The organism is Actinomadura chokoriensis (genome assembly GCF_041463665.1).
GTDB lineage: Bacteria > Actinomycetota > Actinomycetes > Streptosporangiales > Streptosporangiaceae > Spirillospora > Spirillospora chokoriensis_A.
Genome location: NZ_JAXCEJ010000010.1, coordinates 33,330 through 57,798 on the forward strand (window position 1 = coordinate 33,330; position 24,469 = coordinate 57,798).

The window sequence follows — 24,469 nt, forward strand, 5'->3', positions numbered from 1 at the left end:
TTACGTTCGACTGGAATCGGATTCGGTTAGGGAGAGGATGCCGATGCGCATCGGGATGGCGCTCAGCTACTCCGGCGGTTTCAAGGAGACCGTCGAGGAGCTGTCGGACTACGAGAAGGCCGGCCTCGACATCGTCTACGTCGCGGAGGCCTACAGCTTCGACTCGGTGAGCCAGATGGGCTACATCGCCGCGAAGACCGAGCGGCTGGAGATCGCCTCCGGCATCCTGAACATCTACTCCCGCACGCCCACGGCGATGGCGCAGACCGCCGCCGGCCTGGACTACGTGTCGGACGGACGGTTCACGCTCGGCATCGGCGCGTCCGGCCCGCAGGTCATCGAGGGCTTCCACGGCGTCCCCTACACGGCGCCGCTCGGCCGCACCCGCGAGGTCATCGAGATCTGCCGCAAGGTGTGGCGGCGGGAGCGGCTCCAGTACGACGGCAGGCACTACACGCTGCCGCTGCCGGAGGGGCAGGGCACCGGCCTCGGCAAGCCGCTGAAGCTCATCAACCACCCGGTGCGCGCCGACATCCCGATCCTGGTCGCCGCGATCGGGCCGAAGAACGTCGAGCAGACCGCCGAGATCGCCAACGGCTGGGAGCCGATCTTCTACATGCCGGAGAAGGCCGCGGACGTGTGGGGCGCGTCTCTCGCCGCGGGCAAGGCCCGCCGCGACCCCGCGCTCGGCGAGCTGGACATCGTCGGCCAGGCCGCGCTCGCCATCGGCGACGACGTGCAGGGCTACCTGGAGTTCGGCCGTCCGATGGCGGCGCTCTACATCGGCGGCATGGGCGCCAAGGGCAAGAACTTCTACAACGACCTCGCCCGCCGCTACGGCTTCGAGAAGGAGGCCGAGGAGATCCAGGACCTGTACCTGGACGGCAAGAAGGACGAGGCCGCCGCGAAGGTCCCGCAGGAGCTGCTGGAGAAGATGTCGCTCATCGGCTCCGAGGGCCACGTCCGCGAGCGGCTCGCCGCGATGAAGGAGTCCGGGATCACGACGCTGAACGTGTCCCCGATCGCGGGCGACCCCAAGGGCCGGCTCGCCCTGATCGAGAAGGTCAAGGAGATGGCCGCCGAAGTGTGAGCGGCTGCGTGAACGGCGAGGTGCGTGAACGGCGAGGTGCGTGAACGGGCCGGCGTGCCCGGCGAGCCCGGCACGCCGCCCGTCGCGCGCCTCAGAGCGCCGCGTGCACTTCCCTGGCGACGCGCTCGCCCGAGCGGACGGCGCCGTCCATGTAGCCCGTCCAGTAGTCGGACGTCTCGGTGCCCGCCCAGTGGATCGGCCCGCACGGCTCGCGCAGCGCCGGGCCGAAGGCGGTGAGCGCGCCGGGCGGGGCGACGCCGACGGGGCCGCCGCCGCTCCACATCTCGTTGTCCCAGCGCTGGAACGCCGTGATCCGCGGATCGGCGGCCTTGTCGCCGAACAGCCTGGTGAAGGAGTCGAGGCCCGCGGCCCGGACCTCGTCCGCGGACGCGCCGTCCAGCCTGCGGATGTTCGCCTGGTTCATGAAGCCCATCAGGATGCCGCGCGACCCGTCCGGCGGGCTGTTGTCGAACGTCGCGTCGATCGCGCCGCCGTCGGCGACCGCCTGCCCGGTCAGGCCGTCGGCCCGCCAGAACGGCGTGTCGTAGACGCCGACGAACTTGGCGATCGAGCCCATCGGGTAGCGCTGCATGAGCTGCGCGCGGGCGGCCGGCAGCCCCGGCGAGTAGTCGATCTTTCCGGCGATCGCCGGGGACATCGCGACGACCACCCGCTTCGCCGCCACCGCGACCCCGTCCGCGGTGACGGTCACGCCGCCCGGGCCGGTCGCGATGGACCGCACCGGCGCGTTGTAGCGGACGATGTCGCCGAGCGCGGCCGCCAGCCGGACGGGCACCTCCTGCGAGCCGCCGACGAACCGGGACTCCTGCGCGCCCTCCCTGGTGTTGATCAGCCGGTCGATCGTCCCCGGGGTGCTCTCGTTGCCCGCCGACGCCGCGTAGTGCAGCAGGTACAGCAGCGAGATCTCCTGCGAGCGCGCCGACAGCGTCGAGGAGGCGAACGCGTCCATCAGGAACCGCGCGCCGGCGCTGAGCGAGTTGGACCGCGACCAGGTGTAGAACGTCCCGGCGTCCCACTCCTCGGCCTTCGCCGCCTTCCACGGCTCCCCGACGGGGACTTCCTTGACCATGGCGCCGAGCTTGAGCAGCGCCAGCTCCAGGTCGATCACGCCCCAGTCGGGCGGGACCGCGCCGAGGAGGCCGTCGCTCGCGTACAGGGACCGCTTGCCGTTGCGGTAGTAGACGTTCTTGCCCTCGTTGTAGGTCTTGAAGGTCTCGACCCCCATGTCCCTGGCGAGCGCGGCGATGCGGTCCTGTGTCGGGCCGATGAACTCCGCGCCGCCCTCGCTGGTGGTGCCGTCGCCGAGCGGCAGCCCGTACACGCGCCCGCCGGGCCGGTCCCGGGCCTCCAGGACGATCACCGACCGGCCGGCGGCGGCGAGGTCGCGCGCGGCGGTCAGGCCGGACAGCCCGCCCCCGACGATCACCACGTCGGCACTGAGGGGGGCACTGAGGGGGGCACTGAGGGGGGCGGTGCGGGCGGCGGCGGACGGCGCCGCGGCGGCGGAGGCGACCGCTCCGGCGGCGGTGAGCGCGCCCGTGCCGAGCAGTCTGCGGCGGCTGACTCGGGTCAAGGGAATCCCTTCTGGGGAAGTCCGTGCGGGGGACGGAAGATTCACACCGCCGGTCACGCTAGGCCAGCCCTCGCGGCAGGGTCGAGGGTTCTTCATGTTTCGTGACCGCGTCGAGACGGCGCGCTCCCGCGCCCCGCGGCATGCCGCGGGGCGCCGCGGTCCCCCGTGGCCGGGCGGAGCAGGAGGCCCACTAGAGTCCTGGTCATGGGGGAGACGCACCTCGCGCGCCGCCGCCGGCTGGCCGCGCTCGTCGCCGCACGCGACGCCGGCGCCCTGCTGGTGACCCGGCTCGTCAACGTCCGCTACCTGACCGGCCTCGACAGCTCCCGGGCGGCGCTGCTCGTCGCGGCCGACGGCCCGGCCGTGCTCGCGACCGACGGCCGGTACGCGGGCACTGCCGCCGAGGTATGCCCGGAGCTGCCGGTCGTCGTCGACCGGCAGGTGGCGGGGGCGCTGACGGCGCGGGCCGCCGCCGACGGCCACGGCCGGCTCGGCTTCGAGGCCCACGACGTGACCGTGGAGCAGCACGCCGCGCTGACCGAGGAGACCGGGCGGCTCGACAGGCCGATCGAGCTGCTGCCGCTCGGCCCGCTCGTCGAGGAACTGCGCATGGTCAAGGACGAGACGGAGATCGGCCTCCTGCGCGAGGCGTGTGCGATCACCGACCGCGCGTTCGAGGCCGTCCTGCCCGAGATCCGCGCCGGGGTGACCGAGCGGGCCGTCGCGGTCGCGCTCGAACGGGCCATGGTCGACTTCGGCGCCGAGCGCCCCGCGTTCGAGTCGATCGTCGCGTCCGGCCCGAACGGCGCCGTCCCGCACCATCACCCCGGCGGCCGGGAGGTCCAGGCCGGCGACCTCGTCACCATGGACTTCGGCGCCCTGTACGGCGGCTACCACGCCGACATGACCCGCACCGTCGCGATCGGCGAGCCCGCCGGCTGGCAGCGCGACGTCTACGACCTCGTCCACCTGGCGCAGCGCGCCGCGCTCGACGCCGCGCTGCCCGGCGCCGGGACCAGGGACGTCGACGCCGCCGCCCGGGAGATCATCAAGGCCGCGGGGCACGGCGCGGCGTTCACCCACGGCCTCGGGCACGGCGTCGGACTCGAGATCCACGAAGCGCCATTCCTGGGGTACGACAAGACCGGTAAACTGACGGATCGGGTACCGATCACCGCGGAGCCGGGGGTCTATCTCACGGGCCGGGGCGGGGTTCGCATCGAGGACACGTTCGTGGTCCGCGCGAACGGCCCGGAGATCCTCACCACAACGACCAAGGACCTGCTCGTCCTGTAGACGCGCGGGTCCGCGACCGGGAGAACAGCCAGTGGCGACGACGAACGACCTGAAGAACGGCATGACGCTGAACCTCGACGGCCAGCTGTGGACCGTCCTGGAGTTCCAGCACGTCAAGCCAGGCAAGGGCGGCGCGTTCGTCCGCACCAAGCTCAAGAACGTCCTGTCCGGGAAGGTCGTCGACAAGACCTTCAACGCCGGCACCAAGGTCGAGGTGGCGAGCGTCGACAAGCGGGAGATGCAGTACCTCTACCGCGAGGGCGAGGACTTCGTCTTCATGGACACCGAGACCTACGACCAGCCGCACATCCCGGCGGCCGTCGTCGGCGACGCGTCCGACTACCTGCTCCCCGAGCAGAACGCCGTGATCGCCTTCAACAACGACAACCCGCTGTACGTCGAGCTGCCCGCCGCCGTCGTGCTGGAGATCACCGAGACCGAGCCCGGCCTGCAGGGCGACCGCTCCACCGGCGGCAGCAAGCCCGCCACCGTGGAGACCGGCGCGCAGATCCAGGTGCCGCTGTTCATCACCACCGGCGAGAAGGTCAAGGTCGACACCCGCTCCGGCGATTACCTCGGCCGCGCCTGATGGGCGGCGGGCCGCCCGAGCCGAGCGAGGCCACGAGTGCGGGCGGGGCGAGGCCATGAGCGCTCGCAGCAAGGCCAGGAAGCTCGCGCTGGACATCCTGTTCGCGGCGGAGCTGCGGGAGGAGGAGCCGACCGCGGTGCTCGCGGCGCGGGGCCGTCCGAACCAGGACGAGCCGGCCGAGTACCCGCACGCCGTCCGGCTGATCGAGGGCGTCCAGGAGCACCGGGAGCGCATCGACGAGCTGATCTCCACGTACGCGACCGGGTGGACGCTGGAGCGGATGCCGGCCGTCGACCGCAACATCCTGCGGATGGGCGCCTTCGAACTGCTGTGGGTCGACGACGTCCCCGACGGCGTCGCCGTCAGCGAGGCGGTGGCGCTGGCGACCGAGCTGTCCACCGACGAGTCCCCCCGCTTCGTCAACGGCCTCCTGGCCCGCCTCCAGCAGCTGAAGCCCTCGCTCTCCCTGTGACGAGTCGGCCGCGAGGCACCGGGCGGCTAGGCTTGGCGGGGATGAGCGACGTTAGGGGAGTGGCCGTGACCGGCCGGCAACAGAAGCGGGTGCGCGGCAGCGGCCGGGTGCGCAGCGCCGTCCTATGGGACGCCCTGCGGACCGTGCTCGCCCGCATCACCCCCGAGGCCGGCCCGCGCGACGTCGTGGACGTCGGCGGCGGCACCGGCGGGTTCGCTGTGCCGCTCGCCGAGCTGGGGCACCGCGTCACCGTGGTCGACGCCAACCCGGACGCCCTCGCCGCGCTGGAGCGCCGCGCCGCCGAGTCCGGGGTGCGGGTCCGCGCGGTGCAGGGCGACGCCGTCGACCTGCCCGACCTGCTCGGCCGAGACACGGCCGACCTCGTGCTGTGCCACAGCGTGCTGGAGTTCGTCGACGAGCCGGGCGCGGCGATGGCCGCGCTGACCGGCGTGGTCCGGCCGGGCGGCTCGGTCAGCGTGCTGGTCGCCGGGCAGGTCGCCGCCGCCCTGCACCGGGCCGTCTCCGGCCATTTCGACGACGCGCGGCGGGTGCTGACCGACCCGTCCGGGCGGTGGGGCGAGGGCGACCGGATGCCCCGCCGCTTCACCCGGGAGACGCTGTCGACGCTGGTCCGCGGATCGGGTCTGCGGGTCGCCGAGCTGCACGGCGTCCGGATCTTCGCCGACCTGGTGCCGAGCGGCCTGCTGGACGGCGACGCCGACTCGGCCGACGCGCTGATCGCGCTGGAGGCGGTCGCCGCCGTCCACCCCGTCCTGCGGGACCTGGCCGCCCAGCTGCACCTGGTGGCCGACAAGCCGGCCGGGTAGAGCCGTGAGCCGCAAGCAGCAGCTGCACCGGCCGGGGCCGCAGCCGGGCCCGCCCGCCGACGACACCGGCTGCGCCATCCTGCACGTGGACATGGACGCGTTCTTCGTCAGCGTGGAGCTGCTGGAACGTCCCGAGCTGCGGGGGCGTCCCGTCGTCGTGGGCGGGGCCGGGCCGCGCGGCGTGGTGTCCGCGGCGTCCTACGAGGCCCGGACGTTCGGCGTCCACTCGGCGATGCCGATGACGCGGGCGCGGCGGCTCTGCCCGCAGGCGGTCGTGCTGCCGGTGAGCCACGGCAAGTACGGCCGGGTGTCGGCCGCGGTGTTCGAGATCTTCCGCTCGATCACGCCGCTGGTGGAGGGCCTCTCGCTGGACGAGGCGTTCCTCGACGTGGCGGGCGCCCGGCGGCGGCTCGGCCGGCCCGCGGAGATCGCCCGGATGATCCGCGAGCAGGTCCGCGACCAGCAGGGCATCACCTGCTCGGTCGGCGTCGCGAGCACCAAGTTCATCGCCAAGCTCGCCTCGACCCGGTGCAAGCCCGACGGGCTGCTCGTGGTGCCCGCCGGCGGGGTCGTCGACTTCCTGCATCCGCTGCCCGTCGCGTCCCTGTGGGGCGTCGGGGAGCGGACGGAGCAGACCCTCACCCGGCTCGGGCTCCGGACGGTCGGGCAGCTCGCCCGGGTGCCGCTGGCCACGCTGCAGCGCGAGCTCGGCACCGCGACGGGCACGCACCTGCACGAGCTGGCCTGGGGACGCGACCCGCGCGAGGTCGTCCCGCACACGCCCGACAAGAGCATCGGCGCGGAGGAGACGTTCGACACCGACGTCGACGACCCCGACGTCATCCGGCGGTCGCTGCTGCGGCTGGCGGAGAGGACCGGCGAGCGGCTGCGCGAGAGCGGGAACGCCGGCCGGACGGTCAGCGTCAAACTGCGAATGGCGAACTTCAAGACGATCACCCGGGCGCGCACGCTGAGCGAGCCGACCGACCTCGCCCGTGTGATCTATGTCACAGCCTGCGAGCTGTACGAGGCAGCCGGGCTGGAACGGGTACGACTCCGTCTGGTCGGGGTCCGGGTCGAGAACCTGGGTCCCGCCGGCGAGGCCCCCCGTCAGCTCGCCTTCGACGAGCCGGAACGCGGTTGGCGTGAGGCCGAGCGTGCCATGGACCAGGTAGCGCACCGATTCGGCCGCGGCGCCGTCCGTCCCGCCGCACTGGTGCGCCGGGCGGCGGACGGCGACGGACGCGACGGCAGGGACGGATAGGAATGAAGGAAGGCTGTGGGGTGACCGGTACCGGGCCCTCGACGGGCCGTTCACTTTCGTACGCTCGACAGTGCTCGTATTCTGGGCATATCACCGTTGACGTTCGCGTCCCGCATCGGATACCCCGTCGCGGAGCTGTCGTTGGGAGGTGCCGTGCCGCTCTCTGAGCACGAGCAGCGCATGCTCGAACAGATCGAATCGGCTCTGTACGCCGAGGATCCGAAGTTCGCTCACGCGGTTCGCTCGACCAACCCCCAGGTCCACTACAAGCGCCGGATCGTCAAGGCGGCCCTCGGCTTCGTCGTGGGCGTCTGCGCCCTGATGGCCGGTCTTGTGATCAACGAGGGCACGGTCACCATCGCGATCAGCGTGACCGGTTTCCTGCTGATGGTGGTGTGCTGCGTCTGGGCGTTGACGAGCTGGAAGCGGATGACCGGCATCGGACACGAGCCGGCCCGCGGCGGCGGGAGTTCGCCCCGCCCCGCCAAGGCCGGCTTCATGGAACGCATGGAAGAGCGCTGGCGCCGCCGCACCGAAGGCGACTGAACGACGTCCCGACCGTCCCGGTTCCGCGGGCTCACCCGCGGGCCCGGGACGAGCGTTTGTCGGGGTCGCCCCGCCCGCCGGCCGCTACCTGCGGCGGAGGCGGGCGGGAAGGGCGTTCACGCGGGCGGTGACGTTCAGGATCCGGTCTCCGGCGGTGCGGAGCGCGTCGCGGGTCTGCGTCATCGTGGACGGCGGCAGCAGCCGGGCGCGCAAGCGGGCCCGGCGGCTCACCGACGCCGCGAACGACTCCCGGACGGTCCGCACGTCGGCGCGCAGCCGCTCCACCGGCTCGGCGGAGCGGGACCGGGAGTAGCGGGCCAGTTCCTCGGCGCGGGCGATGCGAGTGAGGGCCCGCGCTCCGGCCGCGTCCAGTTCGAGCAGCTCGCCGAGGCGGCGCGCGGTGGCGCGGGGGGAGTCGCTGGCCCGCCATTCGAGCCCGTGGTCGAGCGCGTCGTCGTGCAGCTCCCGCCACGCGGCGTGGGCGGCCCCCGCCGGGTCGGGCGTCGCCGTGCGCGTCCGGGCCGGGGCGCCGGGCGACGGCGCGCGCGGCGGGGCCAGCGCGGACCAGCGGCGGCGCCGGGTGAACGTGCGCAGCGCCATCGGGACGCCCATCAGCAGCAGCGCCAGCAGCGCGCCCGCCAGCCACGGCGTGGCCGCGAACCCGCCCTGCCCGTCGTCCTGCTGGGTGGTGCGGTTACCGGGGCCCTCGTCGTCGCGGTGCCGGGCGCCCGTGCTCGGCGAGGCGCTCGTCTCCTCCCCTGGGGCGGAGGTGGCCGGCGTCTGCCCGGTCTGACCGCCGCTCTCGCCGCCGGCGGTGACGGCGGGCTGGCTGTAGGACGGCGTGACGGCGGTGCCCTGCCCGGCCGCGCCGGCCGGCGTCGGCTCGAACCGCACCCAGCCGGTGCCCTGGAAGTACAGCTCCGGCCAGGCGTGCGCGTCCCGCGACCGGACGACCCACTCGCCCGGCCTCACCTCGCTGCCCGGCGTGTACCCCATGGCCACGCGGGACGGGATGCCGAGGATCCGGGCCAGCAACGCCATCGACGCGGCGTACTGCTCGCAGTAGCCCCGCCTGCTGTGCAGCAGGAAGTCGACGAGGTCGCTGCCGTGCTGCGGCGCCGGCGCGGACAGGTCGTAGCTGAACCCGCCGCCGACGGTGAACCAGCGCTGCAGCCGCACCGCCTGCGTGAGCGCGGTCGCCGACCCGGCGGTGATCTGCTCGGCGAGCCGCCTGACCTGCGGCGGGATGTTCTTGGGCACCGCCGTGTAGTGCGAGACGACGTCGGCCGGGTAGCCGCCCGCGGCGGCGAGCTGCGCGGTGGTCGGGTCGGCGCGCAGGCTCTGCACGGTGTAGGAGCGTCCGCCGGCCGAGTCGCGCAGCGAGTAGAGCATCAGCGACGACGGATGCACCCGCCAGTCGCCCTTGATGGCCACGTTGGACGGCGCGTACGGCACCGGCAGGAACGTCATGTTCCTGACCTCGGGCCGTACCAGCACCCTGGTCGTCACCCTGTGGGTGCGTCCGATGGACAGCCCCGGCGGCGGCGGGAGCGCGCGCCCGTCGACCAGCTTGTCCTTGGAGCTGCTCTTCAGCGGGCTGTAGGTCCAGCGGTCGCCGTCGAACCGGTCGAGGGCGTAGAGGCGCAGGTAGTCGGGGCCCTGCGGATCGTCGGTCCGGTAGGTGAGGACGACGGAGTCGTCCAGCCGGGTCAGCTCTCGCTTCAGGCTGACGAGCGGGTCGGGCGTGGTCACGGTCCGGGTGCCCTGGCCCGAGCCGCCGCCGAGGCCGAACACCGCGCGCGGCTGCAGGCCCGGCACGGCGGCCGGCAGCAGCACCGCGACGGCGACCGCGCCGACCGCGATCCGGCGGCCGCTCGCCGCCAGCGCCGCCGCGTCGGGGCGCGCCTCCTCGCCCGGACGGGCCCGCGTCCCGGCCAGCGGCACCTCGGGGGGGCGGCTGCGCGTGGTGACCGTGCGGCCCCAGCCGCCGACCTTCTCCCGGGAGTCGGCCATCAGCAGCGCGAGGAAGCCGAGCGCCCCGGCGCCGAACGCCAGCCAGCCGACGCCGTCCTCGCGGACCGCCGCGGGCACGCTGTACATGGCCAGCAGCGGCAGCCCGGCGGGCGCGGTGCGGTGCAGCCGGACGGCGAGCATGTCGACGAGCACCGCGACCAGCCCGATCCCGGCGGCGGTCAGCATCGCGATGCCCGGCAGCAGCGGGACCGGCGCGGCGTACCGGTTCGCGGCCCGCCAGCCCTCCCCGGCGAGCTCGCCGAGATGATGCACCGATTCCGGGGACGGGATGAACACCAGCCACGCCTTGTCGGCGGCGTAGGCGAGATTGAGGTAGAGCAGCAGCGCCGCCAGCCCGAACACCAGGTTCAGCAGCGCGGGCAGCCGCAGCCGCCGGGCCAGCAGCCCGCCGCCCGCGACGGCGAGCACCGCCCCGAACCCGGCCCAGAACCAGCCGGACTTCTCGAACAGCGGGTAGAGGCCGAGCGAGCCGCCGAGCGTCGCCACCCCGGCCATGACCGTCATCCGGATCCTCATGAACCGTCCCTGACGAAGTCCTCGCCGGCCTTACCGGCGGTCGTCCACGCTTGGGCGAGATCCGCGGCGGACCGGACGGGCAGCACCCGCCACCCCGCCGCGCGCAGCAGCCCCGCGGCCGATCCGGTGTGCCCCGTGTCCGGTCGCCCCGTGTCCGGTCGCCCCGTGCCCCCGTTCCCGGGCGTGTCGGTGTTGCCGGGCCCGCCCCCGACCAGCACCGCGACGCAGGTCCCGGTGCCGCGCCGCATGGCCGCCACCGAGCGGGCCTCCTCGGCGGACAGGGCGCCGAACACCGCGACGACCAGCCCTTCACGCTCCCGTCCCCCGCCCGGCCCGCCGCCCGGCCCGCCGCCATGGGCGCCGCGCAGCGCGGCCAGCCCCGCCGACAGCGAACCCCTCGTGGACCGGCGCGCCACGGCGAGCGCGTCGAGCAGCAGCCCCTCGAACGTTCCCTCGGCCGGCGCGCCCGGCAGCGCCTCACCGGCGTCGGTGACGTACCGCAGGCTCATCCCCGTCCGGACGAGATGGACGCCGATCGACGCGGTCGCCGACACGGCCTGCTCGAACGAGCCGCTCAGCCCCTCGCCCCAGTGCGCGGAGCGGCGGGTGTCGAGGAACAGCGTCCCGCTGCTCTGGAAGTGCTGCTCCTCGCGCCGCACCATCAGCTCCCCGTGCCTCGCGGTGGACCGCCAGTGCACGCGGCGCAGGTCGTCGCCGTGCCGGTACTCGCGGGGGGCCACGTCGTCCTCGCCCGCAGCGGAGACCGCGCGGGCGACGCTGTCGCCGCCGCCCGTCCAGGCGCCCGACAGCCGGCTGTGCGGCAGCGGGACGATCTGCGGCGTCACGGTGAGGGTGTCGGACAGGCTGAACGAGCGCAGCAGCTCCACCATCCCGAACGGGTCGGCGAGCCGGACCGTCAGCGGGCCGACGCGGTAGCGCCCGCGCACGTCCGAGCGGATCCGGTAGCCGAGCTGGCGGGAGCCGTGCGGCTCGATCCGGTCCAGCACGAACCGGGCCCGGCCGCCGAGCGCGTACGGGACCCTGTCCTCCACCATCAGCAGCCCGCTCGGCAGCCGCGACACGTTCTCCAGCCGCAGGTCGACGCGGGCCTCGCGGCCGACCGGCAGCCGCGCCGGCTCCAGCCGCCGCGCGCACGCCAGCCGGTAGCGGGTCCGCGACACCGCGAGCATGCACAGCAGCGGCAGCACCAGCACGAGCACCCCGGCCCGCAGCAGGTCACGCTCGCCGAGGACGACCGCGCACGCGATCGCGGTGGCGCCGGCGGCCACGAAGGACCGCCCGCGGGTGGTGAGACCGGCGAGGGCGCGTCGCACCGGTCACTTCCCGGGGGAGGGGACCGGCAGCCGCTTCACCAGGTCGGCGACGACCTGCTCGGGACGGCGCCGCTCCACCTGAGCCTCCGCGGTCGGCAGCAGCCGGTGCGCGAGGACGGGGACGGCGAGGTCCTGGACGTCGTCGGGGACGACGTAGTCGCGGTCGTCGAGCGCGGCGTAGGCCCGGGCGGCCCGCACCAGGTGCAGCGTCGCCCGCGGGGACGCGCCGAGCCGCAGATCGGGATGCTTGCGGGTGGCGGAGACGAGGTCGATCGCGTACTGCCGCACCGGCTGCGCGACGTGCTGGCGCCGCACCACCTCGATGAGGTCGCGGACGTCGGCGGCGTGCGCGACCGGGGTGAGCCGGTCGAGCGGGGACGACTGGCCGTGCGTGTCGAGCATCTCCAGCTCGGCGGCCGAGTCGGGGTAGCCCATCGAGATGCGGGCGGTGAACCGGTCGCGCTGCGCCTCCGGCAGCGGGTAGGTGCCCTCCATCTCCACCGGGTTCTGCGTGGAGATCACCATGAACGGCGGCTCCAGCGCGTAGGTGGTGCCGTCCACCGTGACCTGGCGTTCCTCCATGCACTCCAGCAGCGCCGACTGCGTCTTCGGGGACGCCCGGTTGATCTCGTCGCCCACCACGATGTTCGCGAACACCGGGCCCGGCTTGAACTCGAACTCGCGCAGCTCCTGGTTGTAGGCGCTGACTCCGGTGATGTCGCTGGGGAGCAGGTCCGGGGTGAACTGGACGCGCCGCACCGAGCAGTCGACCGAGCGCGCGAGCGCCTTGGCCAGCATCGTCTTGCCGACCCCGGGCACGTCCTCGATCAGCAGGTGCCCCTCCGCCAGCAGCACGGTGAGCGCGAGCCGCACCACCGAGGGCTTGCCCTCGATCACCGACTCGACCGCGTCCCGGATCTTGTTCGCGACGTGGGCGAGCCCGTCGAGCCCGGGGCCCGGCCCGTCGCCTCCCGAAGAGCGCTGCCGGGCAGGGTGGGATGCCGGGGGGTCGGTCTCCATGAACGACTCGCCGTGCGTACCTACTGCCACCAAACCCTCCTCAGCCGTTCCACCCGACAGTACGTCGTCGGAAGGCCCGCCGCGATGTTCATGGGGAACGCGAGCCCATTGTGCTGCACGGTGCCGACGGCCGGTGCCGCCCGGCCGCGCGGCCCTTCCGCGCGGCCCTCCCACTCTGCCCTCCACTCCGCTCCACCGCGATCATCCGGGGCCCCGTCGCGGCCCACGGGAACGCGCCGCGCGCCGCCTGCCCGCGGTACGGCGCGCGGAGCGCCGGCCGCTGGGCCCCACTCCGCACCACCCTCTCTGACCTGCGGTTTCGTCCGCGAAATTCGGGCGTGAGGAGTGTTTTTCTTGTTGACGGTGGGGAAGAGTGGAGTAGAGTGGGGCGCCGTGGGGGCGGTAGCGCCCCATGCGGCGCGGGAGGTGGGGCCGGTGTTCCTCGGCACCCATTCACCGCGCCTCGACGACAAGGGACGACTGTTCCTGCCGGCGAAGTACCGCGAGGAGCTGTCGGGGGGATTGGTGATCACGAAGGGCCAGGAACGCTGCCTGTACGTCTTCCCCATGGCGGAGTTCCAGCGGATTACCGAGGCTCTGCGTGCCGCGCCGGTCACGGAGAAGGCGGTCCGCGGTTACAGCCGGGTCTTCTTCGCCAGCGCCTCCGACGAGGTACCGGACAAACAGGGCCGCGTCACGATTCCCCCGCCGCTGCGCAAGTACGCGGGGCTCACCCGCGACTGCACGGTCATCGGGGCCAACACGCGTCTGGAGATCTGGGACTCCCAGGCATGGGAGGCCTACCTGGAGCAGGAGGAGCAGACGTTCTCCGACGTCTCGGAGGAGGTGTTGCCAGGGATCCTCTGAGCGAAGACTCGTCGGTCCGTTGACCGGCTTTGGCCCACGTTCGGCCAGGTCTCCAGCCGCTCTCCGAGCCAGCTGGCGCAGCTTCCCCGGCGCCAGACGGCGACCCCCCGCGGAAACGCGGTGATCTTCCTCTAGGGCAGCGGATGGGGACCTGGCCGGGCGAGGCCGCCGCCGGGGGCACGGGACGGTCCGGTCCGGCGATGCCACAAGTCCGCGAGCGAGGTGGCAGTACAGGGGGTGAACCATGGACGCAGGCGACCACGCGTCCGAGGGTGCCGGCCGGCCGGCCGGCGACCGGGGGCCGGAGAGCGGCCACGTGCCGGTCATGCTCGGCCGCGTCCTCGAACTGCTCATCCCCGCGGCCGAGGCCGTCACGGGCCGCGACCCCGTCTACCTCGACGGCACGCTCGGCATGGGCGGCCACGCCGAGGCGATGCTGCGGGCCGTCCCGCGGCTGCGGCTCATCGGCCTCGACCGCGACACCGTCGCGCTGGAGCGCTCCGCACGCCGGCTCGCGCCGTTCGGCGACCGGGTGAGTCTGGAGCACGCCGTCTACGACGAGATCCCCGCGGTGCTGCGCCGGCTCGGCGTCCGCGCGGTGGACGCCGTCCTGTTCGACCTCGGAGTGTCCTCGCCGCAGCTCGACGAGGCCGGGCGCGGCTTCGCCTACTCCTACGACGCGCCGCTCGACATGCGGATGGACCGCACCCAGCGCCTCACGGCGGCCGAGGTCGTCAACGGCTACCCGCCCGCCGAGCTCGCCAGGATCCTGCGCGACTACGGCGAGGAGCGGTTCGCCCAGCGGATCGCCTCGGCCATCGTCCGCGAGCGCGAGCGCGCCCCGCTGGACTCCACCCGCCGGCTCGCCGACCTCGTGCGCGCCGCCATCCCGGCCGCGACCCGCCGCACCGGCGGCAACCCGGCCAAGCGCACCTTCCAGGCGCTGCGCATCGAGGTGAACGGCGAGCTCGACAGCTGGCGCCGGGCGCTGCCCGCCGCCCTGGACGCGCTCCCGGTCGGCGGCCGTGCCGCCGTCCTGTCCTACCACTCCCTCGAGGACCGCATCACCAAGCAGGTCCTCGCCGCCCAGGCGGCCGACACCACCCCGCCGGACCTGCCCGTCCCGCTGCCCGAGCACGAGCCGAGGTTCCGGCTCCTGACGCGCGGGGCCGAGCTGCCGTCCAGCGAGGAGACCACGACCAACCCACGGGCCGGATCGGTGCGGTTGCGCGCCGCGGAGCGGGTCCGGGAGGCGACATGACGACGACGAGCAGGCGCCCGCCGACCAGGGCGCCGAAGAAGAGGACCCCGTCGCGGTCAGCCGCGGCCACGGCCGCGAAGACCGCGCCCAAGACTCCGCCCAAGACTCCGCCCAAGACTCCGCCCAAGACTCCGGCCAAGACCCGGGCCAAGGCCGCGGCGAAGAGCCCGAAGACCGCGCCGAAGACGGCGCCCAGGGGCGCCGCCGCCGAGGCGGCGGTCACAAAGAACGCGAAGGCGGCCGTCCGGCCGGGGCCGGCCGCGGCCCGGCGGCCGGCGCCGCGCACGCCGTTCGTGCTGCTCATCGTCGGGCTGCTCGGCGGCGCACTGGTGAGCCTGCTGCTGCTCAACACCGTCCTCGCCGAGGACGCGTTCACGCTGACGCGGCTCCAGCAGAGCAACAAGCAGCTCGAACAGCAGCGTCAGGCCTACGAGGAGGACATCGCGCGCGAGGGCTCCCCGGCGGCGCTGGCGGAGAAGGCCAGGGCGCTCGGCTACAAGAAGGCCGAGGACCCTGCCTTCTTCGACCCCGACACCGGCCGGGCGAGCGGCGGCACGTTCCGTCCCGTCCCGCACGCGGCCGCGGCCTCGGCCGGCGCGGCGGGCGTCCTCGGCGTCCCCGGCACCGTGGTGCCCGGCGATGGCGTCCGGGGCCCCGCCGCGGGCCCCGCCGGCGCCGGTGCCCGCCCGGGCACGGGCGCTCAGACCGGGAACGGGGCGCCGTGACGGGGCGCCGCGGCATCGGGGAGCGGGGGGCACGGTGACGAAACGGCCGGGACCCGGGGCCGCCGGCCCCCCGCCCGGCCGGCGACGCGGCCCGGACGGGCGGGCCCCGCGGGGCTCGGCCGGGCGGGACGACAAGAGCGGCCCGGGCGCGGCGCGCGCGTCCGGGCATCAGACCGGCGGCGGTCCGCGCTCCCCGGGCGGGAGGGCGGACGGCGCGGGACGGCCGGGCGGCAAGGGCAGCGCGTCCCGCCGTCCCGCGCGCGGCGCTTCCAGGAAGGGCGCCGAGCACAAGGCCCCCGAGCGGAAGGCGCCCGAACGGAAGGCCACCGAACGGAAGGCCACCGAACGGAAGAAGGCGGCGTCGCGCACGGCATCGCGCACGGAGGCGCCCAAGGGCGCCTCCACCAAGCCCGCGCGCAAGAAGCCGCCCGCCGGCGGCGCGCCCGGCAAGGGCGCGCGCAAGAACGGTCCCGGCACGGCCCGCAACGGCCGTTCCGGCGGCTCCGGGCCGCGGCCGCCGGGCCGTGGGCCGCGCGGCCGCGTGCCCTTCCACCGCCGCGACCCGATGAAGCGCCTCAACGTCGGCCTGCTCGCCGTCGCGTTCGTGCTGTCGCTGTTCGCAGGGCGCCTCGTCCAACTGCAGACGATCGAGTCGGGCAAGTACACCGAGGAGGCGATGCGCCAGCGGATGCAGGAGATCACGCTGCCCGCCGTCCGCGGCGACATCACCGACGCCAAGGGGAATCCGCTCGCGATGACGGTGGAGGCGCGGGCCATCTACGCCGACCCGTCGCTGATCCGGTCGGGCAAGCGGCAGGCGGTCGTGAACGCGCTCGCCCCGACCCTCGGCCTGAACCCGGCGACGCTGATGAAGCAGCTCAGCAAGACCGGCACCAGGTTCGTGTACCTGGCGCACGGCGTCCGGCCCGACCAGGCCCGGCTCGTCACCTCGTGGAACTTCCCGGGAATCGGGACTTTGCCGGAATATCGCCGCGAGTATCCCAACGATTCGCTGGCCGCGGGCGTCATAGGTTTCGTGAACGACACGGGGAAGGGCGCCGCCGGTCTGGAGAGCTCGCTCAACGACGTGCTCGCCGGGCGCGCGGGCTGGCAGCGGGTGGAGATCAGCCTGGAGGGCCAGCACATTCCGATGGGCGAGGACCAGAAGCGCCCCTCCGTGCCCGGCCGCGGCATCCGGCTCACGCTGGAGCTCGACCTGCAGTTCATGGCGCAGGAGGCCATCGAGAAGCAGGTCAGGGCGACCGGGGCCCGCAGCGGCACCGTGATCGTGATGGACCCGCGCACCGGACGCCTGCTCGCCATGGCGTCGGCGCCCGGGTTCGACCCGAACCGCTACGCCGAGTCCGACCGGTCCCGCTGGGGCAGCCCACTCGTCCAGGACGCCTACGAGCCGGGCAGTACCGGCAAGGTCGTCACCGCCGCCGCCGTCATGGAGCACGGCGGGGTCACCCCGCAGACGCCCTACACCGTGCCGTACATGATCAAGAAGTACGACGTCAAGTTCCACGACTCGCACCCGCACGCGCCGGAGCGGCTCACCTTCGCCGGGGTGCTGGCCAAGTCCAGCAACGTCGGCACCATCATGGCCAGCGAGAGCATCACCCCGCAGCGGCTCTACCAGACGCTGCGCGACTTCGGCTTCGGGCAGAAGACCGGCCTGCAGCTGCCCGGGGAGACCCCCGGGCTGCTGGAGCCGCCGAACAAGTGGTGGGGGACCGACCGCTACCCGATCGCGTTCGGGCAGACGGTGTCGGTCAACGCGGTGCAGATGGCGAGCGTGTACGCGACCATCGCCAACGGCGGCGTCCGTGTCGCGCCCACCCTGGTCGAAGGCACCGTCGGCGAGGACGACAGGTTCACGCCGGCGCCCGCGCCGCAGCGCAGGCAGGTGATCAGCCGGAAGACGGCCCGGCAGATCAGCGACATGCTGGAGGGCGTCACCACCGACGAGGGCACCGCCCCCAAGGCACAGATCAAGGGGTACCGCGTCGCGGGCAAGACCGGCACCGCCGAGATCGTCAACCCGCGCTGCGGCTGCTACCGCGGCGGCGGCTACACCGCGTCGTTCGCCGGGTTCGCCCCGGCCGACGACCCGCAGCTGGTCGTGCAGGTCGTCCTGCAGGACCCGAAGCGCGGCAGCCACTATGGTGGCGATGCGGCCGCACCGGTCTTCAAGGACGTGATGAGCTTCGCCCTGCAGTCCCAGAAGATCCCGCCGACGGGGAGCCGACCGCCGATCATCCAGATCCACGCCCGAGACTGACCGCAGCGAGTACCCTCCTCGCCTGTGAGTCCACCACCCGTGTCCCAGCGGTCCCGTTCCGCCCGCACCGAAAGAACAGCCATGCGTCCGACCACCAATCCGGCCCGTCAGCTGAGCGGGCTCGCGGAGCTTCTCGGGATCGAGCGGGACGGCTGGGACCGCGTGTCGGTCAAGGGGATCACGCACGACTCGCGGGCGGTGCGGCCCGGCGACATCTACGCCGCGCTGCCCGGCGCGCGCGCACACGGCGCCCAGTTCGCCGGCCAGGCCGCCGACGCGGGCGCGGCGGCGATCCTCACCGACCCCGACGGGTACGACAAGGCGGCGGCGACGGGCCTGCCGGTCCTGGTGACGCCCGACGTCCGCGCGCGGCTCGGCGACGCGGCGTCGTGGGTGTACGGCGATCCGGGGGCGGACATCACGCTCATCGGCGTCACCGGCACCAGCGGCAAGACCACCACCGTGTTCCTGCTGGACGCGGGGCTGCGCGCGGCCGGCGTCGAGACCGGCCTGGTCGGCGGCGTCGAGATCCGGGTCGGCGGCGAGCGGGTGCCGAGCGCGCTGACCACCCCGGAGGCGACCGACCTGCACGCGCTGCTGGCGATGATGCGCGAGCGCGGCGTCGGCGCCGCCGCGATGGAGGTGTCCAGCCACGCGCTCGTTCAGGGCCGCGTCGGCGGCGCCCGCTACGAGGTCGCGGTGTTCACGAACCTCTCCCAGGACCACCTCGACTACCACCCGACCATGAAGGACTACTTCCTGGCGAAGGCTCGGCTGTTCACGCCGGAGTACTCCCGCGTCGGCGTGGTGAACCTGGACGACCACTACGGCCGGGAGCTGCTGGAGATCGCCACCGTGCCGACGACGACGTTCTCGGCGACCGGGGACCCGGCGGCCGACTGGCGTGCCGAGGCGGTCCGGGTCGGCGCCGACGGCAGCGTGTTCCGCGTCGTCGGGCCCGGCGGGGTCGAGGCCGACGCGGAGGTCGGGCTCGCCGGGCCGTTCAACGTCGCCAACGCGCTCGCCGCGATCGTCGCGCTGGTCGAGGCGGGCATCCCGCTGCAGGCCGCCGTCCGCGGGGTCGCGTCGCTGCCCGGCGTCCCCGGCCGGCTGGAGCGCGTCGACGAGGGCCAGGACTTCGTCACCCTCGTCGACTACTCGCACAAGCCGGGCGCGGTCGAGGCCGTGCTGACCGCGCTGCGGCCCGTCACCGAGGGAGATCTCACGGTGGTGATCGGCTGCGGCGGCGACCGCGACCGCGGCAAGCGGCCGCTCATGGGCGAGGCCGCCGCCCGGCTGGCCGACACGGCGTACTTCACCGACGACAACCCGAGGTCGGAAGATCCGCTCGGGATCCTCGCCGCTATGGTCGAGGGCGGGCTCAAGGTGCCGCAGCCCGAGCGCGCGCACATCGTCGTGGAGCCCGACCGCGCCGCCGCGATCGGGCTGGCCGTCGGCCGGGCCCGCCGCGGCGACGTCCTCGTCGTCGCGGGCAAGGGCCACGAACAGGGGCAGAACGTGGCGGGCGAGGTGCATCCGTTCGACGACCGCGAGGTCGTCCGCGCGGCGCTCCGGCGCCGGACACGAGGGACCAGAGGGGACGGGACGCAGGCGTGATCCCACTTCCGCTGTCGACGATCGCGGAGATCACGGGGGGTATCCGGCACGGGCCCCCGGACGTCGTGGTGAGCGGTCCCGTGGTGGTCGACTCCCGCGCGGTGGAGCCCGGGGCGCTGTTCGCGGCGCTGAAGGGCGAGCGCGCGGACGGGCACGACTTCGCGGCCGGGGCCCTCGCCGCCGGGGCCGCCGCGGTGCTCGCGCAGCGTTCCGTGGAGGGTCCTTGCGTGGTCGTGCCGGACGTCCAGGAGGCGCTCGGCCGGCTCGCCAGGGGCGTGCTGGAGCGGCTGCCGGACGTGACCGTCATCGCCGTCACCGGCTCGGCGGGCAAGACCTCCACCAAGGACCTCATCGGGCAGCTGGCGGGCCGTGCCGGGCCGACGGTGTATCCGCCCGGCTCGTTCAACAACGAGATCGGCCTGCCGCTCACCGTGCTGCGCGCCGACGCCGCGACCCGCAACCTCGTCCTGGAGATGGGCGCACGCGGGATCGGCCACATCGCCTACCTGACCGGGATCGCGCGGCCCGACGTCGGGGTGGTGCTGAACGTCGGCACCGCGCACGTCGGGGAGTTCGGCGGCCGGGAGAACATCGCCCGCGCCAAGGGCGAGATCGTGGAGGCGGTGCCGCCGGGCGGGACCGCCGTCCTCAACGCCGACGACCCGCTGGTCGCCGCGATGGCGTCCCGCACGCGGGGCCAGGTCGTCACGTTCGGCCGCGCGCCGGACGCGGTGGTCCGGGCGGTCGAGGAGACGCTCGACGAGCAGGGCCGGGCCAGGTTCACCCTGGTCACGCCGGAGGGCTCGGCGCCGGTCGCGCTGCGCCTGCACGGGGCCCACGCCGTCCCGAACGCGCTCGCCGCGGCCGCCGCCGCGCGCGCGGCCGGGCTGGCGCCGGAGGCGATCGCCGAGGGACTGTCGGCGGCCGTGCCGGTCAGCCGGTGGCGGATGGAGGTCACCGAACGGGCCGACGGGGTGACCGTGGTGAACGACGCCTACAACGCCAACCCCGACTCGACCCGCGCGGCGCTCGACGTGCTCGTGCACATGGCCCGCGGCCGCCGCGCGTACGCGGTGCTGGGGGAAATGGCCGAACTCGGCGCCTCCTCCGTGGCGGAACATGCCAAGATCGGGCAGCATGTCGCGCGCAGCGGGATCGCCGGCCTCATCGTCGTCGGCGCGAGCGCGGCGGCGATGGCCGAAGGGGCCGGGCAGGTGGCGTCATGGACGGGAGAGTGCGTGCAGGTGGATGACGTCGGCGCGGCGGTGGCCGCGCTCAGCGAGCGGCTCGCGCCGCGGGACGTCGTGCTGGTGAAGGGCTCTCGCGTGGCGGGACTGGAACGGGTGGCCGAGGCGCTCCTCGCGGAGGACGCCCGATGACCAACATCATCATCGCGGCCGGGATCGCGCTGATCTTCGTGATGGTCGGCACACCGGTGTGGATCCGGATCGTCAACCGGCTCGGCTACGGCCAGATGATCCGCGACGAGGGCCCCGAGGCGCACCTCAAGAAGCGCGGCACCCCCACGATGGGCGGGGCGGTCTTCATCGTCGGCGCGCTCGTCGGCTACGGCGCGGCGCACCTGGTCACCGGGGAGGAGCCGACGATCTCCGGCGTCCTGGTGCTGTTCCTGATGACGGGCCTCGGCCTCGTCGGGTTCGTCGACGACTACATCAAGGTGTTCAAGCAGCGGAGCCTCGGCCTGCGCAGCGGCGCCAAGATGATCGGGATCATCCTGGTCGGCGTCGTGTTCGCGGTCGCCTCCCTGAACTTCCCCAACGGCTACGACGTCACCCCCGCCGACCCCCACCTGTCCTTCCTGCGCGACTTCGGCCCCTCGATCGGCCCGTACCTGTTCGTGGTGTGGGCGCTGCTGCTCATCGCGGCCATGTCCAACGGCGTGAACCTCACCGACGGGCTGGACGGCCTCGCGGCGGGCCCGGCCGGCATGGTGCTGGCCGCCTACGTGATCATCGGGAACTGGCAGCTGCGCAACAGCTGCGCCGCGGCCCTCGCCCCCAACTGCTACAGCGTCCGCGACCCCCTCGACCTCGCGGTGGTCGCCGCGGCCGTGCTCGGCGGCGTGTTCGGCTTCCTGTGGTGGAACGCCCCGCCCGCGAAGATCTTCATGGGCGACACCGGCTCGCTGGCCCTCGGCGGCGTGCTGGTCGGCCTGGCGATCCTGACCCGCACCCAGCTGCTGCTCGCCATCCTGTGCGGGCTGATCGTGATGATCACGCTGTCGGTGATCATCCAGGTCGGCGGGTTCAAGCTGACCGGCAAGTTCATGCCGCAGCCGAAACGGATCTTCAAGATGGCCCCGCTGCAGCACCACTTCGAGATGTCCGGCTGGGCCGAGACCACGATCGTCGTGCGCTTCTGGCTGATGTCCGCGCTGTTCACGGCGATGGGCATCGGCCTGTTCTACCTGGAATGGATGCCGAAGAAGTGAGCGGGTCCTGGGACGGCCTCGCCGTGTGCGTGGCGGGTCTCGGCGTGTCCGGCCGCGCCGCCGCCCGCGTCCTGGCCGGGCGCGGCGCCCGCGTCACCGTCGTGGACGCCCGCGACGGCGACGAGCAGCGGGGGCACGCCGCCGAACTGGAGGCCCGCGGGGTCACCGTCCGGCTCGGCGACGGCGAGACCCTCCCCGAGGGCGCCGAACTGGTCGTGACCTCGCCCGGATGGAGGCCGGACGTCCCGCTGCTCGCCGCGGCCGCCGCGGCGGGCATCGAGATCATCGGCGAGGTCGAGCTGGCATGGCGGCTTCGCGAGCCGGGCGCGGCGCCGTGGCTCGCCATCACCGGGACCGACGGCAAGACCACCGTCGTCCGGATGCTGGCGTGCATGCTCACCGCCGCCGGCCACAAGGCGCTCGCGGCCGGCAACGTCGGAACGCCGATCGTCGAGGCCGTGTCCGAGCCGTACGACGTCCTGGCGGTGGAGCTGTCGAGCTACCAGCTGCACTGGTCCGGCTCGCTCGCCCCGGAGGCGGCGGTCGTGCTCAACGTCGCGCCCGACCACCTCGACTGGCACGGCTCCATGGACGCCTACGTCGGCGCCAAGGGCAAGATCTACGCGCCGGGCACCGTCGCGGTCTACAACGCCGACGACGACACGTCCACGGCGCTCGCCGAGCGCGCCCCGGGCGTGGACCGGCGGATCGGGTTCACCCTTCGGGTGCCGCGCCCCGGCGAACTCGGCGTCGTCGAGGACCTGCTGGTCGACCGCGCGTTCACCGAGGACCCCGCGAGCCAGGCCGCCGAGCTGGCCGCGCTCGGCGACGTCCGCCCGTACGCGCCGCACAACGTCGCGAACGCGCTGGCCGCCGCCGCGCTGGCCCGCGCGTTCGGGGCGCCGCCCGAGGCCGTCCGCGAGGGGCTGCGCTCGTTCGTCCCGGACCCGCACCGCATCCAGCACGTCGCGGACGTCGCCGGCGTCGCCTACGTCAACGACTCCAAGGCGACCCAGCCGCACGCCGCCGCCGCGTCCCTCGCCGCCTACGACACCGTCGTGTGGGTCGCCGGCGGCCTCCTCAAGGGCCTGGACGTCGACGACCTGGTGCGCTCGTGCGCCGGGCGGCTGCGCGGCGCCGTGCTGATGGGTCGCGACCGGCACCGGCTCGCGGAGGCACTCGCGCGACACGCCCCGGATGTCCCGGTCGTGGACGTCTCCGACACCGACACTGGGGCCATGGACCGCGTCGTCAACGAAGCGTCCCGGCTCGCCCGCGCCGGAGACACCGTGCTGCTCGCGCCCGTCGGGGCGTCCTTCGACATGTTCGCCAACTACCCGGCCCGCGGTGACGCCTTCATCGCGGCCGTGCAGCGCCTGGCGCAAGGCGTCCGCCCTGCTCACCCGGGGGACGCCCCCCGGAACCCGTGACCGCCGCCGCCGAGGAGGAGGGCGCCCGGCGGCCGGGGCCGCGCGAGCAGGTGGCCGCGGCCGTCGGGCTGCTCGACCGGCCCCTGACCTCCTACTACCTGGTGCTGGGCTGCTCGATGATGCTGCTCGCGCTCGGCCTGACGATGGTGCTGTCGGCCTCCAGCGTGAAGCAGCTCCAGACGACCGGGTCGGCGTACACGCTGTTCCAGAAGCAGGCGGTGTGGGTGGGGATCGGGCTGCCCGGCATGTGGCTCGCGTCGCGGCTGCCGGTGAAGACGTTCCGCGCGCTCGCCTACCCGCTGCTGCTGCTGTCGATCGTCTGCCTAGGGCTCGTGCTCGTCCCCGGGCTCGGCCGCAGCGCGAACGGCGCCACCCGCTGGGTCGACCTCGGGCCGGTCCAGATCCAGCCCTCCGAGCTGGCCAAGCTCGGCCTCGTGCTGTGGGGCGCCGACCTGCTGGCCCGCAAGGAGCGGCTCGGCCAGCTCACCGAGTGGCGGCCGCTGCTCGTCCCGCTGCTGCCGGGCGCCGGGGTCCTCGTCCTGCTCGTCATGCTGGGCAGCGACCTCGGCACCACGCTGGTGCTCCTCACCATCTTCCTCGGGCTGCTGTGGGTCGTCGGCGCGCCCGGCCGGCTGTTCGTCGGCATCGCCGGGCTCGTGTGCCTGCTCGTGTCGATCCTCATCCTCGTCGAGCCGTACCGGATGCAGCGCCTCACCGGCTTCCTCGACCCGTCCGGCAACCAGCTCACCACCAACTACCAGGGCACCCAGGGCCTGTTCGCGGTCGCCTCCGGCGGCCTGTTCGGCACGGGCCTCGGCGAGGGCCGCGCCAAGTGGGACTACCTCCCGCACGCCGAGACCGACTTCATCTTCGCGATCGTGGGGGAGGAGTTCGGCCTCATCGGAACCCTCGTGGTCGTCGGCCTGTTCGGGACGCTCGCCTACGCCGGGCTGCGCATCGCGCGGCGGGTGAAGGACCCGTTCACCCGGCTCGCCGCCGCGGGCGTGACCGCCTGGCTGGTCGTGCAGGCCATCGTGAACATCGGCGCCGTCATCGCCGTCCTACCCATCACGGGGATCCCGCTTCCGCTGGTCTCGTACGGCGGCTCGGCGCTCATCCCGAGCCTGTTCGCGCTCGGGATGCTGCTCGCCTTCGCCAAACGCGAGCCCGGCGCGCGGCAGGCACTCTCCGCACGTGGCCCCGGACCGGTCGTGAGGGCTCTAAGCTGGCTGGGTCTGGCACGGCGGTGAA

Annotated in this window: 20 protein-coding genes; 16 read left to right on the forward strand and 4 right to left on the reverse strand. The window is 73.9% G+C overall.

What is annotated here, in order from left to right; genetic code table 11:
- The first annotated feature begins 43 nt into the window (after positions 1–43).
- The gene (locus SM418_RS17365) at positions 44–1,090 is read left to right on the forward strand and encodes an LLM class F420-dependent oxidoreductase (protein WP_371941877.1); all 1,047 of its coding nucleotides are present in this window, start codon (positions 44–46) and stop codon (positions 1,088–1,090) included.
- 91 nt (positions 1,091–1,181) lie between these two features.
- Here the strand turns inward: SM418_RS17365 and SM418_RS17370 are convergent, their stop codons facing one another.
- The gene (locus SM418_RS17370) at positions 1,182–2,684 is read right to left on the reverse strand and encodes a flavin monoamine oxidase family protein (protein ID WP_371941878.1); all 1,503 of its coding nucleotides are present in this window, start codon (positions 2,682–2,684) and stop codon (positions 1,182–1,184) included.
- A 204-nt stretch (positions 2,685–2,888) separates the two neighbouring features.
- Between SM418_RS17370 and SM418_RS17375 the strand changes: the two genes are divergently transcribed.
- From SM418_RS17375 to SM418_RS17400, 6 genes are all read left to right on the forward strand, one after another.
- Entirely contained in the window at positions 2,889–3,980 is a 1,092-nt protein-coding gene (locus tag SM418_RS17375; RefSeq protein WP_371941879.1) for a M24 family metallopeptidase, read from the forward strand.
- Between the two features lie 31 nt (positions 3,981–4,011).
- On the forward strand, positions 4,012–4,569 hold the full coding sequence (gene efp, locus SM418_RS17380; protein ID WP_371941880.1) for an elongation factor P: 558 nt from the start codon (positions 4,012–4,014) through the stop codon (positions 4,567–4,569).
- A 55-nt stretch (positions 4,570–4,624) separates the two neighbouring features.
- Positions 4,625–5,041 carry a transcription antitermination factor NusB gene (nusB, locus tag SM418_RS17385; protein WP_371941881.1) on the forward strand — a complete coding sequence of 139 codons (417 nt, stop codon included), beginning with the start codon at positions 4,625–4,627 and terminating at the stop codon, positions 5,039–5,041.
- 41 nt (positions 5,042–5,082) lie between these two features.
- Entirely contained in the window at positions 5,083–5,868 is a 786-nt protein-coding gene (locus SM418_RS17390) for a methyltransferase domain-containing protein (RefSeq protein ID WP_371941882.1), read from the forward strand.
- 4 nt (positions 5,869–5,872) lie between these two features.
- A complete protein-coding gene (locus tag SM418_RS17395; RefSeq protein ID WP_371941883.1) occupies positions 5,873–7,132 on the forward strand; it encodes a DNA polymerase IV in 1,260 nt (419 codons plus the stop codon).
- Between the two features lie 153 nt (positions 7,133–7,285).
- Positions 7,286–7,678: an SCO2097 family morphological protein gene (locus SM418_RS17400; RefSeq protein ID WP_371941884.1), complete on the forward strand. Its 393-nt coding sequence runs from the start codon at positions 7,286–7,288 to the stop codon at positions 7,676–7,678.
- Between the two features lie 84 nt (positions 7,679–7,762).
- Here SM418_RS17400 and SM418_RS17405 read toward each other — a convergent pair whose 3' ends face one another.
- The 3 genes from SM418_RS17405 to SM418_RS17415 are packed head-to-tail and all read right to left on the reverse strand — an operon-like array spanning position 7,763 to position 12,582.
- Positions 7,763–10,228 carry a transglutaminase TgpA family protein gene (locus tag SM418_RS17405; protein ID WP_371941885.1) on the reverse strand — a complete coding sequence of 822 codons (2,466 nt, stop codon included), beginning with the start codon at positions 10,226–10,228 and terminating at the stop codon, positions 7,763–7,765.
- Complete coding sequence (locus SM418_RS17410) at positions 10,225–11,562, reverse strand: DUF58 domain-containing protein (protein ID WP_371941886.1); 1,338 nt, start codon at positions 11,560–11,562, stop codon at positions 10,225–10,227. Before SM418_RS17410 ends, SM418_RS17405 begins: the two co-directional genes overlap by 4 nt.
- 3 nt (positions 11,563–11,565) lie before the next feature.
- On the reverse strand, positions 11,566–12,582 hold the full coding sequence (locus SM418_RS17415; protein WP_371942049.1) for an AAA family ATPase: 1,017 nt from the start codon (positions 12,580–12,582) through the stop codon (positions 11,566–11,568).
- A gap of 435 nt (positions 12,583–13,017) precedes the next feature.
- Between SM418_RS17415 and mraZ the strand changes: the two genes are divergently transcribed.
- From mraZ to ftsW, 9 genes are all read left to right on the forward strand, one after another.
- Positions 13,018–13,449: a division/cell wall cluster transcriptional repressor MraZ gene (mraZ, locus tag SM418_RS17420; protein ID WP_371942050.1), complete on the forward strand. Its 432-nt coding sequence runs from the start codon at positions 13,018–13,020 to the stop codon at positions 13,447–13,449.
- Positions 13,450–13,693: 244 nt separating this feature from the next.
- Positions 13,694–14,710, forward strand: coding sequence for a 16S rRNA (cytosine(1402)-N(4))-methyltransferase RsmH (gene rsmH / locus SM418_RS17425; protein WP_371941887.1), 1,017 nt, complete (start codon positions 13,694–13,696; stop codon positions 14,708–14,710).
- Positions 14,707–15,435: a cell division protein FtsL gene (gene ftsL, locus SM418_RS17430; RefSeq protein ID WP_371941888.1), complete on the forward strand. Its 729-nt coding sequence runs from the start codon at positions 14,707–14,709 to the stop codon at positions 15,433–15,435. Before rsmH ends, ftsL begins: the two co-directional genes overlap by 4 nt.
- A 565-nt stretch (positions 15,436–16,000) precedes the next feature.
- Entirely contained in the window at positions 16,001–17,719 is a 1,719-nt protein-coding gene (locus SM418_RS17435) for a peptidoglycan D,D-transpeptidase FtsI family protein (protein WP_459077256.1), read from the forward strand.
- 81 nt (positions 17,720–17,800) lie between these two features.
- The gene (locus tag SM418_RS17440) at positions 17,801–19,336 is read left to right on the forward strand and encodes a UDP-N-acetylmuramoyl-L-alanyl-D-glutamate--2,6-diaminopimelate ligase (protein WP_371941890.1); all 1,536 of its coding nucleotides are present in this window, start codon (positions 17,801–17,803) and stop codon (positions 19,334–19,336) included.
- Positions 19,333–20,715 carry a UDP-N-acetylmuramoyl-tripeptide--D-alanyl-D-alanine ligase gene (locus SM418_RS17445; protein ID WP_371941891.1) on the forward strand — a complete coding sequence of 461 codons (1,383 nt, stop codon included), beginning with the start codon at positions 19,333–19,335 and terminating at the stop codon, positions 20,713–20,715. The genes SM418_RS17440 and SM418_RS17445 overlap by 4 nt, the downstream gene beginning before the upstream one ends.
- Positions 20,712–21,788: a phospho-N-acetylmuramoyl-pentapeptide-transferase gene (gene mraY / locus SM418_RS17450; RefSeq protein ID WP_371941892.1), complete on the forward strand. Its 1,077-nt coding sequence runs from the start codon at positions 20,712–20,714 to the stop codon at positions 21,786–21,788. Before SM418_RS17445 ends, mraY begins: the two co-directional genes overlap by 4 nt.
- The gene (murD, locus tag SM418_RS17455; protein ID WP_371941893.1) at positions 21,770–23,218 is read left to right on the forward strand and encodes a UDP-N-acetylmuramoyl-L-alanine--D-glutamate ligase; all 1,449 of its coding nucleotides are present in this window, start codon (positions 21,770–21,772) and stop codon (positions 23,216–23,218) included. The genes mraY and murD overlap by 19 nt, the downstream gene beginning before the upstream one ends.
- Positions 23,215–24,468: a putative lipid II flippase FtsW gene (gene ftsW / locus SM418_RS17460; RefSeq protein ID WP_371941894.1), complete on the forward strand. Its 1,254-nt coding sequence runs from the start codon at positions 23,215–23,217 to the stop codon at positions 24,466–24,468. The genes murD and ftsW overlap by 4 nt, the downstream gene beginning before the upstream one ends.
- Position 24,469 lies beyond the last annotated feature (1 nt).

Bases quoted from the DNA above. Each gene is read 5' to 3' on its own strand.
- murD (WP_371941893.1), top strand. From the start codon at position 21,770: ATGGATGCCGAAGAAGTGAGCGGGTCCTGGGACGGCCTCGCCGTGTGC.
- SM418_RS17435 (WP_459077256.1), top strand. From the start codon at position 16,001: ATGAAGCGCCTCAACGTCGGCCTGCTCGCCGTCGCGTTCGTGCTGTCG.
- SM418_RS17415 (WP_371942049.1), bottom strand. From the start codon at position 12,582: ATGGAGACCGACCCCCCGGCATCCCACCCTGCCCGGCAGCGCTCTTCG.
- ftsL (WP_371941888.1), top strand. From the start codon at position 14,707: ATGACGACGACGAGCAGGCGCCCGCCGACCAGGGCGCCGAAGAAGAGG.
- SM418_RS17405 (WP_371941885.1), bottom strand. From the start codon at position 10,228: ATGAGGATCCGGATGACGGTCATGGCCGGGGTGGCGACGCTCGGCGGC.
- rsmH (WP_371941887.1), top strand. From the start codon at position 13,694: ATGGACGCAGGCGACCACGCGTCCGAGGGTGCCGGCCGGCCGGCCGGC.
- SM418_RS17375 (WP_371941879.1), top strand. From the start codon at position 2,889: ATGGGGGAGACGCACCTCGCGCGCCGCCGCCGGCTGGCCGCGCTCGTC.
- mraY (WP_371941892.1), top strand. From the start codon at position 20,712: ATGACCAACATCATCATCGCGGCCGGGATCGCGCTGATCTTCGTGATG.
- SM418_RS17365 (WP_371941877.1), top strand. From the start codon at position 44: ATGCGCATCGGGATGGCGCTCAGCTACTCCGGCGGTTTCAAGGAGACC.
- SM418_RS17440 (WP_371941890.1), top strand. From the start codon at position 17,801: ATGCGTCCGACCACCAATCCGGCCCGTCAGCTGAGCGGGCTCGCGGAG.
- nusB (WP_371941881.1), top strand. From the start codon at position 4,625: ATGAGCGCTCGCAGCAAGGCCAGGAAGCTCGCGCTGGACATCCTGTTC.
- SM418_RS17390 (WP_371941882.1), top strand. From the start codon at position 5,083: ATGAGCGACGTTAGGGGAGTGGCCGTGACCGGCCGGCAACAGAAGCGG.